This window comes from Marinitoga sp. 1154, assembly GCF_013363285.1.
Lineage (GTDB): Bacteria > Thermotogota > Thermotogae > Petrotogales > Petrotogaceae > Marinitoga.
This window is the reverse complement of record NZ_LBFB01000012.1, coordinates 53,726-71,107: the sequence shown is the minus strand read 5'-3', so window position 1 is coordinate 71,107 and position 17,382 is coordinate 53,726. Positions and strand designations below refer to the sequence as shown.

At 28.5% G+C, this 17,382-nt stretch carries 14 protein-coding genes; 8 read left to right on the top strand and 6 right to left on the bottom strand.

Features of this window, described 5'->3' with window-relative positions:
* Window positions 1-731: AAA family ATPase (locus XO12_RS07025; protein WP_175419988.1), on the bottom strand; the 731-nt coding region annotated here is incomplete at its 3' end.
* Window positions 732-1,478: 747 nt separating this feature from the next.
* On the opposite strand from XO12_RS07025, the gene XO12_RS07020 reads away from it, so the two are divergent.
* Genes XO12_RS07020 through XO12_RS06985 form a run of 8 tightly spaced genes read left to right on the top strand, consistent with a single transcriptional unit; the run spans window position 1,479 to window position 12,150 of the window.
* Entirely contained in the window at window positions 1,479-1,814 is a 336-nt protein-coding gene (locus XO12_RS07020; protein WP_047266678.1) for a ribosomal L7Ae/L30e/S12e/Gadd45 family protein, read from the top strand.
* Window positions 1,807-3,966 carry a translation initiation factor IF-2 gene (gene infB, locus XO12_RS07015; protein ID WP_047266679.1) on the top strand — a complete coding sequence of 720 codons (2,160 nt, stop codon included), beginning with the start codon at window positions 1,807-1,809 and terminating at the stop codon, window positions 3,964-3,966. Before XO12_RS07020 ends, infB begins: the two co-directional genes overlap by 8 nt.
* A 57-nt stretch (window positions 3,967-4,023) precedes the next feature.
* Entirely contained in the window at window positions 4,024-5,304 is a 1,281-nt protein-coding gene (locus XO12_RS07010) for a DegT/DnrJ/EryC1/StrS aminotransferase family protein (protein WP_047266680.1), read from the top strand.
* 8 nt (window positions 5,305-5,312) lie between these two features.
* Entirely contained in the window at window positions 5,313-7,154 is a 1,842-nt protein-coding gene (locus XO12_RS07005) for a nucleoside-diphosphate sugar epimerase/dehydratase (RefSeq protein ID WP_047266681.1), read from the top strand.
* A 13-nt stretch (window positions 7,155-7,167) separates the two neighbouring features.
* Window positions 7,168-8,073, top strand: coding sequence for a glycosyltransferase family 4 protein (locus tag XO12_RS07000; protein ID WP_047266682.1), 906 nt, complete (start codon window positions 7,168-7,170; stop codon window positions 8,071-8,073).
* Window positions 8,074-8,085: 12 nt separating this feature from the next.
* Window positions 8,086-9,282, top strand: coding sequence for a hypothetical protein (locus tag XO12_RS06995; protein ID WP_175419987.1), 1,197 nt, complete (start codon window positions 8,086-8,088; stop codon window positions 9,280-9,282).
* Window positions 9,283-9,336: 54 nt separating this feature from the next.
* A complete protein-coding gene (locus XO12_RS06990; protein WP_047266684.1) occupies window positions 9,337-11,007 on the top strand; it encodes a phosphoenolpyruvate carboxykinase (ATP) in 1,671 nt (556 codons plus the stop codon).
* The gene (locus tag XO12_RS06985) at window positions 11,008-12,150 is read left to right on the top strand and encodes an MFS transporter (RefSeq protein WP_175419986.1); all 1,143 of its coding nucleotides are present in this window, start codon (window positions 11,008-11,010) and stop codon (window positions 12,148-12,150) included.
* 40 nt (window positions 12,151-12,190) lie between these two features.
* On the opposite strand, the gene sufU is transcribed toward XO12_RS06985, so the two are convergent.
* The 5 genes from sufU to sufC form a co-directional block, all read right to left on the bottom strand.
* Window positions 12,191-12,613 carry a Fe-S cluster assembly sulfur transfer protein SufU gene (gene sufU, locus XO12_RS06980; protein ID WP_047266686.1) on the bottom strand — a complete coding sequence of 141 codons (423 nt, stop codon included), beginning with the start codon at window positions 12,611-12,613 and terminating at the stop codon, window positions 12,191-12,193.
* On the bottom strand, window positions 12,610-13,824 hold the full coding sequence (locus XO12_RS06975) for an aminotransferase class V-fold PLP-dependent enzyme (protein WP_231580409.1): 1,215 nt from the start codon (window positions 13,822-13,824) through the stop codon (window positions 12,610-12,612). The genes sufU and XO12_RS06975 overlap by 4 nt, the downstream gene beginning before the upstream one ends.
* Window positions 13,778-15,004 carry a SufD family Fe-S cluster assembly protein gene (locus XO12_RS06970; protein WP_175419985.1) on the bottom strand — a complete coding sequence of 409 codons (1,227 nt, stop codon included), beginning with the start codon at window positions 15,002-15,004 and terminating at the stop codon, window positions 13,778-13,780. The genes XO12_RS06975 and XO12_RS06970 overlap by 47 nt, the downstream gene beginning before the upstream one ends.
* A 137-nt stretch (window positions 15,005-15,141) precedes the next feature.
* Window positions 15,142-16,557 carry a Fe-S cluster assembly protein SufB gene (gene sufB, locus XO12_RS06965; RefSeq protein WP_047266688.1) on the bottom strand — a complete coding sequence of 472 codons (1,416 nt, stop codon included), beginning with the start codon at window positions 16,555-16,557 and terminating at the stop codon, window positions 15,142-15,144.
* Between the two features lies 1 nt (window position 16,558).
* Window positions 16,559-17,329: a Fe-S cluster assembly ATPase SufC gene (gene sufC / locus XO12_RS06960; protein ID WP_047266689.1), complete on the bottom strand. Its 771-nt coding sequence runs from the start codon at window positions 17,327-17,329 to the stop codon at window positions 16,559-16,561.
* Between the last annotated feature and the right edge of the window lie 53 nt (window positions 17,330-17,382).

Sequence of the window (17,382 nt, the reverse complement as noted above, 5' to 3'; positions counted from 1 at the left end):
TTGAATCCAAGCATCTCGTTGAATTTTATATCTATTGTTTTATTTTTAGTTATATTAAATCCACTGGTTAATGAATCCAACATTATTGGGCTTACTCCTGTCATAAACAGCCTTTCTATTATTGTTTTTGTTCCTTTTTTTATTTCTTCATAGAATTTCCTTACAAATCCATGTTTTGTTACACTGTCTTTGAATAAATCAAGGTTAAAACTCAATAGTTCATTTGCAAAGTGATCATATTCGTCTATTAATAAGTATATTGGTTTGCTTATTTCATTCTTTATTCCATCAAGAAATGAACCAAGAATATCTGCTGGTTCTGTTAGTTCTTTTTCTATTTTAGTTTTTATTTTATATTCATATTTAAAATTGTCAAGAGAACGTATAACTTTATTTTTAAAACTCTTTATTAATTTTTCTTTATTTTCTGTTTGTATTCCAGAAAAGTCCATATACAAGATATAATAACTGTTTTTTAATGGCGTTGGATTTTTTCCTATGTATAAGTCTTTAAATAATTTTTCAAATTTCTCTGCATAATTGATATCATAATACTTTGCAAGTGTATCTAAAAATAATGTTTTTCCAAATTTCCTTGGCCTTAAAAACACTATATTAGTTTCATTCAATGATTCTAATTTTTCTATATATTCTGTTCTGTCTATGTAATAATAATTCTGCATTATTACCCATTCAAAATTTTGTTTTCCATATGGTATTTTTTTTCTCATGGCTCACCTCCGTATAACATACCTTCGGTAGGGATTAGGATAAAATCATTTTATTTTAAAAAATAAATTCTTAAAATATTTGCAAAGCAAATATTTTCGCTTACAGCGGGTTATAGGATTAAAAATAGATATTAATAAAAAACATCTGAATATTTGCTTGGCAAATATTCACGCTTCCGCTGGTAATTTGATGTCTATATCTATTATATCATAATTATTCTATCCCCATCTTTATAATAATATCTTTATTAGACATTCTAATCTTTATTTTAAAAACTCTATCTTAATGTTCATATGAATTTAAAATATTGGTTTAGAATAATAAAACTCAAATTGGAATTTTGATTGATGATATTTTTAAAATAGTGTTTCCAAAATACAGCTTATCTTTAATATTCATTATAGGAATTATTTTGTTTCTCAAATTAATAACCCCTTTCTATTTTATTTGCTATTTCAAAGGCCTTTTTCAGCTTTTCTTAGAAAATCAAGTTGAAGATAGAAGAATATAAAAAATAAAAATTATTATTTAGACATCGTAATTATTATTTTTTCGAAGCAAAATATGTTAGAGTTAATGAATGAAAGATATTTTTTAACCGCTTACAGCAGTTAAACGGTATTCTATTTTATAGCTATTCCTTTGTTAAGGATTTGTTATTTAATTTCTATGATATAATGAACATTTCTTTATTCCTGTTTTATATGTTATAATTATTTTGAAAAGTGAGAATTGGGGGTAAAGAAATGAATGAACAAAAGATCGTAAATTTATTAGGTTTTGCTGCTCGAATGCGAAAAATAATTTTTGGAAAAGATAATATAAGAGAATATATTAGAAATCCAAAGAGAAAATCAAAATTTATTATTATAGCTTCAGATGTTGGTGAATCAATAAAAGAAGAGACTATAAAAAAATGTAAGACATATAAAGTCCCTTATGTTTTGTTAAAAAACTTTTCTAAAATAGATTTAGGAAAATCTCTTGGTAAAGAGGAAATTAGCGTGGTAGGTGTGTTAGATGAAAATATAGTTAAAGGAATTAAGGATGTAGTGAATGCTGGAGGTGATTCAATTGTCTAAGACGCGGGTATATCAATTAGCTAAAGAATTGGGATTTCAGGCTAAAGATTTTTTAGAAGAATTAAAAGACTTAGGATACAATTTAAAAAGCCATATGTCTTCATTGGAAGATGAAGATGTTAAAACAATAAAAGAATACTATAAAGAGAAATTAAATGAAAATAAGAAAAAAGAAGAAATAAAAAAAGAGGAGTTCAAAAAAGAAGAAGTTAAAAAAGAAAGCAAATTTGATAAAAAAGATAAACATAAAAAAAATGATAAAAAACATATTCAGAAAAAATCAAAAAATGAAAAGGCAAAATATAAAGAACAAAAGAAAGATGATGATGAAATAAAAGAAATAAAAATTAAAAAATCTGAGTTAAAATTAGATATATTAGCTCAAAAGTTGGGAAAAGGGCAAAATGATATTATAAAAGAATTTTTTATGAAAGGTAAGGTCTTAAGACCTGGTCAAGCATTAACAGAAGATCAGGCAGAAGAAATCGCTATGATGTTTAATGCATTATTGGAAATAACTGAAGAAAAGATTGAGAATCAGAAGAAACACTCGGACAAAGTAGATCCAGAAGAAGTTTTGAAAGAAAGATGGGCGAAATTATATGAGGAAAAGGAAGATAAACTCATAGAAAGAGCTCCAGTTGTTACTATTATGGGACATGTTGACCACGGTAAAACCACATTGCTTGATAATATAAGAAATACAAAAGTTGCTGAAAAAGAAGCTGGTGGTATTACACAATCTATAGGTGCTTATCAGGTTAATTATGAAGGTAAAAAAATAACATTTATTGATACCCCTGGACACGAAGCTTTTACAGAAATGAGAGCAAGAGGAGCGCAGGCTACAGACATAGTTGTTTTAATAATTGCGGCAGATGACGGAGTAATGCCTCAAACAATAGAAGCATATAACCATGCAAAAAATGCAAATGTGCCAATAATTGTAGCTATTAACAAAATAGATAAACCAAATGCAAATATAGATTTAACAAAACAACAAATGGTTGCAAAATTAAATCTAATACCTGAAGATTGGGGCGGCGACACAATAACTGTGCCAATTTCTGCAAAAGCCGGTCAGGGAATAGATGAACTATTGGAAATGATATTGCTTGTTTCAGAAATGCAGGAAATAAAATGCTATCCTGAAGGTTTAGCTCGTGGGGTTATTATAGAAAGTAAATTGGATAAGTTTTTAGGACCAGTTGCAACAACTATAATAAAAGATGGAAAATTAAAAGTTGGAGATTATTTTGTTGCTGGTAGTACCTTTGGAAAGGTTAGAAGAATGATAGATCCAAATGGTAAGAATGTCAAAGTTGCCGGACCTTCAGATCCAGTTCAAATATTAGGTTTTGAAGAAGTCCCTGATATGCATTCAATATTATATGGAGTAAAAACTCTACATGAAGCAAGAGAATATGTTGAAAAGAAAAAGGTTCTTGAGGAAAAAGTTGTTCAAAAAAGGCACATAAGACTTGAAGACGCTTTGAGAATGATGAGAGAAGATGGGGAACAAAAAACATTAAATATAATTTTGAAAGCTGATACATTTGGTTCATTAGAAGCTTTAAAGAATGCTATTGCAAAACTTAAAAATCCTGAAATAGAATTGCAGGTTATTCATGGTGGAATTGGTGCAATAACAAAAAGTGATATTATGCTTGCAACAGCCTCTGATGCCGTTGTTTTAGGATTTAGAGTAAAAGCAGATAGTGGAGCGGTAAAATATGCAGAACATGAAAATATACAAATCAAAAAATACGATATTATATTTAATCTAATAGATGATTTAAAGAAGGCCTTACAGGGAATGTTAGAACCTGAGGAAAAAGAAGAAATTACAGGTTTTGGTGAAGTAAAGCAGGTATTTAAAATAAAAAAAGTTGGAAATATAGCTGGGATACAATTAAAGGAAGGTTATGTTGAAAGAGACGGTGGGGTTAGATTATACAGACAGGGTAAATTGGTTTATGATGGTAAAATAGAATCATTAAGACACTATAAGGATGAAGTAAAGAGAATAGATGCTCCAAAGGAATGTGGTATAAAAATACTGAATTTTGATGATATTAACGATGGCGATGAAATGGAATTTTATAAATTTATTCAGGTGGAAAGAACTCTGGAATTTGGAAAAGATGAATAATAAATATCTTTAAAAAAGCTCGCTTTTAGCGAGCTTATTAATATAGGGGTGAGTGTTTTGAGTAATTCCTTAACTGTTCCACTTTCTTCTGCTAGTTTAACAGATGCAGAAAAAAGGATAATAAATAAAATCTTTGATAGAAAACGTCTTGCACTTGGATCTTACTTGAATAAATTTGAGGAAATTATGAAAAATTATTTTAAAGTTAAAGAAGCAATAGCTGTTAATAGCGGAACATCAGCCTTGCATCTTATTTTAAAAGCTTTGAATATCAAAGAAAATAATGGTATGATTGTTACACCATTTACATTTATTGCTTCTGCAAATGTGGCGCTATTTGAAAGAGCACATCCTGTATTTATTGATATAGACCCATATAATTATAATATTGATCTTGATAAAATAGAAGAGTCCATAAAAGATTCCAATCATCCAATATATAGGCGAATAAATAAACTTAATGATATTAATTTTTTTATGGGTGTTGATATATTCGGGCAACCAATAGACTGGGATAAAGCTCTTGTGTTATGTAAAAAAAATAATTGGAAAGTCATCGAGGATTCATGCGAGGCGATAGGTGCAAAATACAAGGGAAAATATGCAGGGACATTTGGTGAAGCGGGAACATTTGCATTTTATCCAAATAAACAAATTACTACAGGTGAAGGCGGTATGATTGTTACGGATAATTTCGAATTAGCAAAATTATGCCGTTCTATGGCAAATCAGGGAAGAGGAGATTCTGAAGAATGGCTGGAGCATGTAAGATTGGGATATAATTATAGAATGGATGAACTTTCAGCAGGGCTTGGATATATTCAGATGAAAAGATTGGATGAAATACTGGAAAAAAGAGAACAGGTTGCAAAAAATTATTATCAGTTATTTAAAGACGATAACAGAGTAATTTTACCTAAAATAGAAGAATATACAACAAAGATGAGTTGGTTTGTTTTTGTTGTAAGATTATCAATTGATTGGATTTCTGAATTTATTGATATTCCAGAATATGTAAAAAACGGAAATATACCTTTATATATAGATGTTGAGGATAGGAAAAATTGGGGAAATTTATTAAAAGAAATAAAAAGTATTACTTATGATGTAATAAGCAGACTTAACATGAAAGGAATTCAATCCAAAAATTATTTTTCTCCTGTACACTTACAAAAATTTTATAGAGAATTATATGGTTATGAAGAAGGTGATTATCCGGTTACAGAACTGATATCATCATTAACTATAGCAATACCATTTTATACGGATTTAACAATTGATAAACAAAGATATGTAGTACAAATGCTAAAAAAAATACTGAATGAGTTTAAAAAGTAGGGGAGAAAATGAAAAAGAAAATAGAATTAATGACAATAGATTATATAATTTTTCTTTTAAGTTATTTTATAGCATTATTTTTTAGATTTCAAACAGATTTTATTGAAATGCAAAAATATATATATCCCGTTATACTTTTTCCAATTATTATGGTTCTGGTAATGTATTATCATAGAATATATGATCATATATGGCGTTTTGCCACATTAAAAGAAATAAAACCCATCATTTATTCCTCGTTTTCAGGATATTTATTGAACTTTTTGATTATAGAAGCATTAAGAAGATTATGGTTTTATAATCTTGTAATACCCATTACTGTTGGTTTTATAACTGCATTACTGGGAGCTTTATTAATTATTTTCAGTAGAGTTTGGTGGTTTTCAAAGCAACGGAATAACAACACTCAAAATAATTCAAATAAAAAGATAATTATAATAGGAGCTGGTGAAGCTGGAGTTGAACTTTTAGACGAATTTTTAAGACATCCTGAATATGGAAAAGTTATTGGTTTTTTAGATGATGATGAATCAAAGGTTGGTAGAAAAATAAGAAATATAAATGTACTTGGAAAAACCGATGAAGTAATGTCTGTTGTAAAAAAATTTGAAATCAATGAAGTAATTATAGCCATACCTTCTGCTACATCCGAGCAATTAAAAAATATAATAGATAGAATAGACACTAAAAATGTTAGATTAAAAACATTACCAGGAATTTTTGAAATACTAAATAATAAAATATCACTTGGTTTCTTAAGAGATGTAAATATAGAAGATTTATTGGGAAGAAAGGAAATAAAAGTAAATTTTGAAGAAATAAAGTATTATATAACGGGTAAAAACGTTCTTATCACCGGAGCAGGAGGAAGTATCGGATCAGAAATCTGCAGACAGATTGCAGCATTTAATCCTGAAAATTTGCTAATCTTAGGACGTGGAGAAAATAGTATTTTTCATATATCAAAAGAACTTAAAGAAAAGTTTCCAAACTTAAAAATAGTAGAAATTATAAGTGATGTAACTAATGAATATAGGATAAAACATATATTTAATAGATTTAATATTGATGTTGTGTTTCATGCTGCAGCACACAAACATGTTCCTTTAATGGAAAAAAATCCTTCAGAAGCATTCAGGGTTAATGCATATGGAACATATATACTTGCTAAAAATGCTATAGAAAATGGAGTAAAACGCTTTATTTTTATATCAACAGATAAAGCAATTAATCCAACATCAATAATGGGAAGTTCAAAAAGATTTGGAGAAATAATAATCAGATCTATAGCAAGATATTCTGATACAAAATTTGGAATTGTGAGATTTGGAAACGTTTTAGGAAGTAGAGGGAGTGTTGTTCCTATATTCAAAGAACAGATAGAAAAGGGCGGACCGGTTACAGTAACACACCCTGAAATGAAAAGATATTTTATGACAATTCCTGAGGCGGTTGCATTAGTACTGCAGGCTGGAGCCTTTTCAAATAAAGGTGAAGTATTTGTTTTAAATATGGGAGAGCCTGTATTGATAGATAAATTGGCAAAGGATATGATAAAACTTTCGGGGTATATTCCTGATCAGGATATAGAAATTGTGTATACAGGTATTCGTCCAGGAGAAAAATTATATGAAGAATTGTTTTTAGATTCTGAAGAATTCTTAAAAACAAAAAATGAAAGAATATTTATACTAAAAGAAAACAATATATTAAATAACTCGGAATTGATAAAACTTATCGGAGATATAGTAAAAATATTTGAAGAAAATGATTTTAAAATGGCAAATAGATTGATAAAAACCTATATACCAGAAGCAACATCTGAAATAAAATATGATATAGCTTATTGATAAGAGGTGTGAAATGTTGTACTTAACTGTTTTTTTATTATCTGTAGCAATTACCTATATTATGATACCTGTTGCAAAAAAATTCGATATCGTGGATAAACCAGATGAAAACTTAAAAATACATCAAAAAGTTACACCGTATCTTGGAGGAGTATCTATATATTTATCAAGTATATGGTTTATAAAAGATATTAGATTTATTATTTTTGGAACATTGATGCTAATTTTGGGATTAATGGATGATATATATAATGTTTCTCCAAAATTCAGATTGTTTAGCGAGCTTATAGGAATTGTATTGACATTGATACCTTTTTATAACTCTATTGGTGTAATATATTTTATTATATTGACGATACTTGGAGTTACTTTAATAAATGCTGTTAATATGATAGATGGTATGGATGGGATTTGCGGAGGAAATACACTATTTGTTATATTATTTTTAAGTATAATTTCAAAACATTTTGATTACGTATATATAGTTATGGCTATTATTGGCTTTTTACTATTTAATTTTTATCCCGCAAAAATTTTTCTTGGTGATGCAGGTTCGTACTTTTTAGGATATACTATATTCTATTTAACTGTTATAATGGTTTCAAATCATGGTTTTGGCGGTTTTGCAATTTCTGTAATAGTTTCAACGTTATTTTATACAGATATATTTTTCAGTTTTTTGAGACGAGTCCTGAACAATCGCTCACCATTTTCTGGAGATAGGGATCATATTTATGATAAAATAAAAAGAAAGTATAATACCACTATAAAAAAAACTGCAATAATTACATATATTTTTTCATTTTTATTTGGTATAATTGGAATTATAAGTTGGGATTACCCTTATGTTGGATTAGGATTGGCAATAATCGAATTTTTATTTTTAGGAATATACCTAAAATTATATTCCTATAATTAATGGAGGGAAAATATGGCCTTATTAAAAGGTATAGATGGATCGTATTTTGAATTATATCCAAAGGTTATAAAGAAATTCTGGTTCGCAGATTCTATTGATGATGATGTAGAAGAAAAATATATATTTGAAATAAAAGCCAAAACAGGTAATTTTATATGGAAACCTGATGAATTTAGTGTTGAAATATCTAATTCAATAGATGTGGAGCTGGAATATATTCCAACACTTTTAACGATTTTTAGATTAAACAAATATTTTAATAGCAGAATGAAAACCATGTTTTCATTTATTTCAACGGATTCATTAATGCTTACTGAGAATATAATAAATCAAGAATTAATGGTTTATACAATAAATGAAAGTGTGGACTTTTCCGCCATTTATATAAATAAAATTGGCAGATATTATGAACATCATTTTATATTTTCAAGATATGATTATCAAAGTGTATTTGATATAAATATTAAAACAACCATGACTGAAATAAAAAAGTTTTATAAATCATTGATAGGTGAATTTAATAAATTCAGATTAAATGTATTACCTGAAATTATAAATCAGGAAGCATTTTTAAAACACGTATCTGAAAGAATAAAGATTGTTGGTTATAATGAATTAAAAAATATTGAAGATAATATCTTTCAATTATATAATATTAATAATTTATCCCAGAGCATGTCACTCAACAATCCTGAAGAATCTTTAAAAACATTCACAAACTTTATAGCAGAAATGAAAAAACAAAAGAAAGATAATGATGATATCGATATAGAAATATTTATGGAAGATGATGAAAACAATGATGAAAACGAAACATTATGGGAAATAATAGATGAAATAGAAGAAGAAATACGAAACATGCTCGATGAAAGTGAATATGAAAATGATTATACGTTAAGCCGTGAAGAAAAATTAGAAAGCATATATTTTGAAATACAAAAAAGTTATGATGTGTTTAATAAGAAAGTTCTGGATGATGATGAAGAAAAAAAAGAGGAAAAATTATTAAAAAGTTTAATTCTGATTTATGGTATAGAAACTATTTATGAACTAAAGGATAAACTTAAAGCTGATTTTAAAAAGATAAATTTAGAATATTATATCGAAGAATATTTGAAGAATTCTGATGAAGGAATGGTTATGGAGTATAAAAAATGGTATAAAAAACTGATGAAAAAAATAGGAAAAAACTTAAATCAAATAGCATAAAAAACAACATAAATAATTTTTTATTTTATTTTTCAAATCAGGAGGTATTTAGAATTGGCAACAAAAAGTTTTTTTACCAGAGATGAAATATCATATAAAAATCCAATATTTTCAAAAATAAGGACTACCATCGAAACTGCTTTTTATGGAAATAATGTAATAAAGGTTGATTCTCCCAAAGAAGCTTACAAACTGGCTAAAAATTCACCTGGAACAATTGTTACAGATATTAATGTTTACAAACCAGAATTATTGGCTCTTGATGAAGGAACAAAAATATTGATATTTAATGATGGTGCAATTACAGGAAGATATGCTGCAGGAAGAAAAATAATTGGAGAACCTGGTGTTGACGAAGAAAAATATGCAGAAATAATTAGAGAAGCTGTTTATAAAACAAGATTTAAAAAAATGTACCATGCTATATCCTTTACAGGATTACATGAAGATTTTATAGTTAAAAACCATTTGCTAATACCGGAAGGACATGAGAATATTTTATATAATTGGTTATTGAATTTTCAACCATTAACCGTTGACTTTATAAAAATTTATGAAAAATCCAGAGTCCTGAATGAAGGCGATATATATATTTTTTCTGATCCTGATTGGAAACATCCTGATTTCCCGTTGGGATTATCTTTTTTTGATCCACAACATAATTGTGCTGCAATATTGGGGATGAGATATTTTGGAGAATTTAAAAAAGGAACTTTAACTCTTGGATGGGGAACTGCTAATAGGAATGGTTATGCATCATGTCATGGAGGGCTAAAAAAATATACCCTAAAAGATAATGAAAATTATGTTGCTGCATTTTTTGGACTGTCTGGTTCAGGAAAGTCTACACTAACTCATGCAAAACATAATGGTAAATATGATATAACCGTTTTACATGACGATGCTTTTATAATTTCAATGGCCGATGGATCAACAATATCGTTAGAACCTTCATATTTTGATAAAACGGCTGATTACCCTGCAAATTCTGAGGATAACAAATATCTTTTAACTATACAAAATTGTGGAGCAACATTAGATGAGGAAGGAAGAATAATTCCAGTAACAGAAGATATAAGAAATGGTAATGGTCGAGCATTAAAATCAAAATTGTGGTCTCCAAACAGGGTATATAAAATAGAAGAGTCTATAAATGCTATATTCTGGTTGATGAAAGATCCGGTATTACCACCTATAGTAAAAATAAATGATCCAATATTGGCGTCAACTCTTGGAGCAACATTGGCCACCAAGAGAACATCTGCAGAAAAATTAGCTGAAGGAATTGACCCCGATGCTCTTGTATTTGAACCATATGCCAATCCATTTAGAACATATGCGTTATCTGAAGATTATTACAGCTTTAAAAAATTATTTGAAAAAGGTATACAATGTTATATACTAAACACAGGATATTTTATGGATAGAAAAATTACAAAAGAGATAACCTTATCTGTTATAGAACAAGTAGTAGAAGGGAAAGCAGAATTTAAAAAATGGGCAAATGGAATGGAAATAATGGAGGTTGATGGATTTATACCGGATATGAGCGATAAAAACTATATTTTAAATTTTGTAAGTTCAATGAAAAAAAGACTTGAGTTTATAAAATCTCGGGAAACAGAAAGAGGCGGAATAGATAAATTGCCTTTTGAGTGCGGTGAAACAATAGAAAATTTAATTAATATATGTAAAAAAAATAAAAAAGAGTTATTGGAGGCATAAATGGAACCATTAGCAATATATATAACATTTACCAATTTTTTTACAAGTTTCTTTAAATCTTATTTTAAACCTTTAATTCCATTTTTTATGGAGTATTTTAATGTAAATGAACCAAAAATTTTTGTAATGATGGCATCGATTTTAACACTGGTGTCCTCTTTCAGTCAAATTTTTTTTGGATATATTGCCGATAAATCAAATAAAAAACTCGCTTTTTTATATTTATCAGTACTAATAACAATGGTTCCTATATTATTTTTAGGTTATATAAAGTCGATATGGCTTTTATTTGTAATATTTCTAATTGGATATCTTGGAAGTGCTGCTCAAGAACCTCTTGGAGCAGGTATTAGTGGAACTATTGGAAAAGAAAAGAGTACTACACTCGCTATTTATATGGTAGGCGGAACATTTGGATATGCACTGGGTCCTATATTCATAACCTTTTTTGTCAGTCACTATAATTTGAAAAATGCTACATATATTGGAATTATCGGAATTCTAATTTATACAGTATTATTCTACTTCGCATATAATTATTTCAAAACTCATAAACATTTAAAACCCAAAAATAAAAAAACAAAATTTTTTGAAAGTTTTAGAGGTTTTAAATATATTGCTCCTATATGGTTTTTAACCATACATAGAGCTTTTATTAGCATAATGTTTAGATCATATGTTCCAATAAAATCTAGAATGCTTGGATATGATCTGACAATAGGAGGACTTTTAGTAACATTAGGATTTCTTGCAGGAACATTTTCAAATTTATTAGGTGCTAAATTAGAGGAAAAAAAAGGAGTTAAATTTATAAATCTATTATATTTTTCTGCTTTTTCCATACTGGTATTTTTATTTTCAGCTTCTGAAAACATATGGATACTTGCAATTTCATACATTCTGGCTGATGCATTTATGTTTTTAACTATGTCAGTAAATGTTCATTATGCACAACAATTATTACCTGAAAATAAAAGCTTTGCATCAGGAGCATTAATGGGATTTACAAGAGCAATGGGAAATGTCTTGATCACAATATATTCGTTCTTTTTTGGAAACAATGTAGGATTTATTTTAAATAGCCTATGGATATTCGGTATTTTTGGAATAATATTAACTTTAACATTAATAAAAAACAAATAATCCCTGATACAGGGATTATTTGTTAATAATAAATAGCTTCTTATTTTATTTCATCTAATGAATTTTCAAGGGTGTGCCAGGCGAGAGTAAAGCATTTTACTCTAACAGGAAATTTTGATATTTCAGAATATACTGAAACATTGCCAACTATCGACTCATCAAATTCATCTCCCTGAGCCATTTTTTCTACTTCTTCTAATATCTTTTCTGCTTCTTCTAAAGTTTTCCCTTCAATTACTTCACACAATAGAGCGGCTGATGATTGGCTTACAATGCATCCATGACCACTAAATTTTGCTTCTTTAATAACTTTATCTTCAACTTTTAAAAATAAAGTTATTTCGTCTCCACACGAAAGATTTTTTCCTTCTTCTTTTATAGTTGCATTTTCTATTTTACCCTGAAATTGTGGATTTCTTGCATAATCCAATATTATATCTGAATATAAATCTTCTAAACTCATGAAAACCACTCCTTGATATATTTTAAGCCATCGATGAATATATCCACTTCTTCTTCTGAATTATAAAAATAAAAACTTGCTCTGCATACTGATTTTGTTCCAAATTGTTTTAAAAGCGGTTGAGCGCATAGGTGCCCACTTCTAACAGCAACTCCAAATTTATCACTTAAAATTTGTGCAACATCATGTGGATGAACATTATCAATATTAAATGATATTATCGATATTCTATTTTCTGGGCCATATAATTTTACAAAATTTAATTCTTTTAATTTCTCTACCGCGTATTTTGTCAATTTTTCAGAATGCATTTTTATTGTATCTATTCCTATTTCATTAATATAATCTATAGCAGCTTTCAATCCTACAGCTCCGCCAACATTTGGAGTTCCTGCTTGAAATTTTTCTGGTAGTTCCGCAAAATCTGTTTCTTCCATACTTACCCAGTTAATCATTTCACCTCCATAATGAAATGGGGGTAATTTTTTTAACAATCTTTTCTTTCCATAAAATATTCCTATTCCCATAGGACCTAACATTTTATGACCAGAGAATGAAAGAAAATCTACATCTAATTCACTAACATCGACTCCTAAATGTGGAACCAACTGTGCTCCATCAACATGAACTAAGATATCTCTTTTATGCGCAAATTCTATAATCTCTTTTATTGGTATTATTTGACCTGTTACATTTGAAAGACCTGTAATACTAATTAGTTTTGTGTTTTCGTTCACGTGTTTTAGAAACTCTTCTAATACAAAAATACCTTTTTCAGGATTATAGTATCGTACAAAAAAACCAAATGTCTTTGATAATTGTTGCCATGGAACAAAATTAGAATGGTGTTCAATAGTAGTAATTAAAATTTCTTTGTTATCAAGCCATCCGCTTTTACCTATTGAATATGCAAACAGATTTATAGATTCTGTCGTTCCTCTTGTAAAGATAATTTCATGTGTTTTTGCATTTATAAATTTAGCAACCGTTTTTCTTGAATTTTCATACATTTCTGTTGCTTCATTGGAAAGCAAATGTGCCCCTCTATGCACATTTGCATTATGATAATCATAAAATTCTTTGATTGTATCTGTAACTCTAACAGGTGTTAATGTTGTTGCAGCATTATCAAAATATACTAAATTTTTACTGTTTATTTTTCTTTTAAGAATTGGAAAACTCTCTATCAAATCTTTTTTGTATAACATCATTTAATTCCCCCGCTATCTTAGAATTATATTTATTAATAAAAGATATTGCTGGTTCAAATATTCCTGAAGCAATTTCTTTTTTTGCATCATTTTTACTATATCCTCTGGTCATCATATAATAAAGCTTATCCTCTTCTATGCTTCCAACACTTGCTGCATGACCTGCATTTACTTCGTTTTCATCAACATATAATGATGGATATGCCATAACCTTTGCTTTGTTTGATAATACGAGATTGAAATCCTGTTCTCCTGCGTCTGCATTTTTAGCTCCTTTTTTAATATCCAGATTACCTCTAAAAATAACTCTTGATTCATCCATTAAAACACCATGTCCAAGTATATGTCCAAATGTTTCTGGTGCATAGTATCTTATTAAATAAAACATATCTATAACTTCAGACTCCTGGGAAAGATAATATGGATATACATTTACATTCCCATTTTCCTGAGCCATTCTCACAACTATATGTGGTGCAGTTATTTTTCCACCGATATTTATATCATATAAAGTTAATTTAGCTTTTTTGCCAATATCAAAAAATATATTATCAGTTGAAATATCATTATTATATAAATTAACGTTTATCAATGTTAATTCTGAATTTTCTTTTAATTTCCCCCTTAACGAAGCTATTCTCGAACTACTTCCTTTCGATTTTACAAATCTAATTAATGTTGCTTTGCTGTTTTCCTCCAGATTTATAACTCCCAGATCATATAAAGGATTCTTGTTATCAATTAATGCTTCAAATGCATATATTTCATCTTCTTGATTTTCTTTTGTATGTAAATAATATCCTGCGTTAAAAAAAGTGTCTGTCATTAATAAAAATTTTCTATGTGAACCGTCAAAATCCATTTCTCTTAATATTTCTATTCCATCATTGTCCATATCATTTAAACTAATTAAATTTTCGGAGATCAGCGCATTAAATTCTGAAATATATTTTATTGGATCAAATCCATTTAGTTTTGCTCTTTTCCATTTTGGAAACCCTAATCTTTTATACTCTTCAAATTTATTTATACGAAATTCATTTAATTCTTTATTAGAAAAAAAATTTTTTGCTTCTTCCAATTCTATTATACCATAATCTTTTTCAGAATTTATTTCAGGCACACTCCATTCTGTTGCAAAAAAGTCATTATGATTCAACACTAAAGATTTTTCATACATAAATACACCTCCAATATTATCCCATCAATAAAACAAGTTTTTTATTTCCATAGATCGCTGAACATTCGAGCAAATTAGCTGAACATTCGAGCAAATTAGCTGAATATTCGAGCAAATTAGCTGAATATTCAAAAACCTCATCCAATAGACGACTCTACTTCTAAATTAATTAGCTTATTTAATTCAAGAGCATATTCTAAAGGTAATTCTTTTACAAGCGGTTCTATAAAACCTCTAACTATCATATTTTTTGCATCTATCTCAGATAAACCTCTTGACATTAGATAATATATTTGTTCTTCGGATATTCTTCCGATTTTAGCTTCATGTCCAACGTCAGCATCATCTGTGAATACTTCGATTAATGGAACAGTGTCACTTTTCGATTTATTATCAAGCATTAATGCATTACATTCGACAGATGATTTAGCACCTTTTGCATTTTCTCCTATTTTTACCCAACCTCTATAAAAAGCCCAGCCTCCACCAATACTTATACTTCTTGCATTTATTATTGAACTTGTATAAGGAGCAAGATGAAAAACCTTAGATCCTGTATCTAAATGTTGGTTTGGCCCTGCATAAGTCAAAGTAACTGAACTATTTTTTGCACCTTTACCTCGTAATATAGTCATAGGATACAACATTGTTTTAAAGCTTCCCAATGAACCGGATACCCATTCCATAGAACCTTCTTCATCAACAATTGCACGTTTTGTATTCAGATTATATGTATTTTTACTCCAGTTCTGTATGGTAGAATATTTCATTTTTGCACCCTTCTTTACATATATTTCAACCATACCAGCATGAAGATTTGTTACATTATAAAATGGTGCGGAACAACCTTCAATAAATTCCACTTCCGACCCCTCATCAGCAATTATTAATGTATGCTCCAGCTGACTCATACCTGGATTATTCATTCTGAAATATGCCTGCAATGGAAGAGGAACTTTTACTCCTTTTGGCACATATAAAAAAGAACCTCCGCTCCATAACGCACCATGAAGAGCTGCATATCTATGATTATGTGAAGGAACTAATTTCATAAAATATTCTTTTACCAGATCAGGATATTCTTTTACAGCGCTTTCCATATCAAGAAAGACAACACCTAAATCATTTAATTCTTTCTGTATATGTTGGTACACAACTTCTGAATCATATTGTGCGCCAACTCCAGCTAATGCTTTTCTTTCAGCTTCTGGAATTCCCAATTTCTCAAATGTATCTTTTATTTCTTCAGGAACATCTTCCCATGAAGTTGATTTTTTAGCATCAGGCTTCATATATGCTACTATTTTACTTAAATCCAACTTTCTTATATCAACACCAAAATTAGGTTCATGGTAATTTTCAAATATTTTAAAAGCCTGCAATCTATGTTCTAACATCCATTTTGGTTCATTTTTTGCTTCTGAAATTTCTCTTATTATTTTCTCGTTTAATCCCGGAGGAGTTTTATAAGAATATTTCGCTTCATTTCTAAAATCAAATTTTGATTGATTTATCATCAAATCTTCATAATTTATATCATTTATATCTTTCATATTACCACTCCTTCACTGTATCTACATCAACATATTCACTCAATATATTATAACCCTTTTCTTCTATTTCTTCAGCTAATTTTGCATCGCCAGTATATACAATTTTTCCATCTACATAAACATGAACATAATCTGGTTGTAAATATTTTAATATTCTTTGATAATGTGTAATCATTAAGATACTCATATCATCTTTTTTAAGTTTATTAATAGCATCAGCAACATCACGCAATGCATCTACATCAAGTCCAGAATCGATTTCATCTATAATAACTAATTTCGGTTCCAAAAAGAATAATTGCAATATTTCACTTTTTTTCTTTTCACCACCAGAAAATCCTGTATTTACGTATCTATCTAAAAATTCTGGTTTTATATTTATTTCTTTACATAAATTAATCAATTTTTTATTCAGTTCAATAGGAGATACTTTTTTATCTGGATGCATATGTCTATATGCATTGATTAAAAATTGTCTCATTTTAACTCCTTCAATTTCCTGAGGATGTTGAAAAGTTAAAAATAACCCCATTTTCGCTCTTTCATTTGTGTCTAATTTCAATATATCTTTACCTTCAAATAATATTTCACCATCTATAACTTCAAATTTTGGAGATCCCATGATTACATTTGATAATGTTGATTTGCCCGATCCATTCGGACCCATTAAAACATGTATTTCGCCTGCATTTATATTTAAATTTACCCCTTTTAATATCTCCTTGTTATCTTCTATTACTTTTGCTTTCAAATTTTTCACTTTTAATAACATCTTAATTCCTCCCTTTTTTGTCGTATTTATTCTAATATTATTATACTAAATAT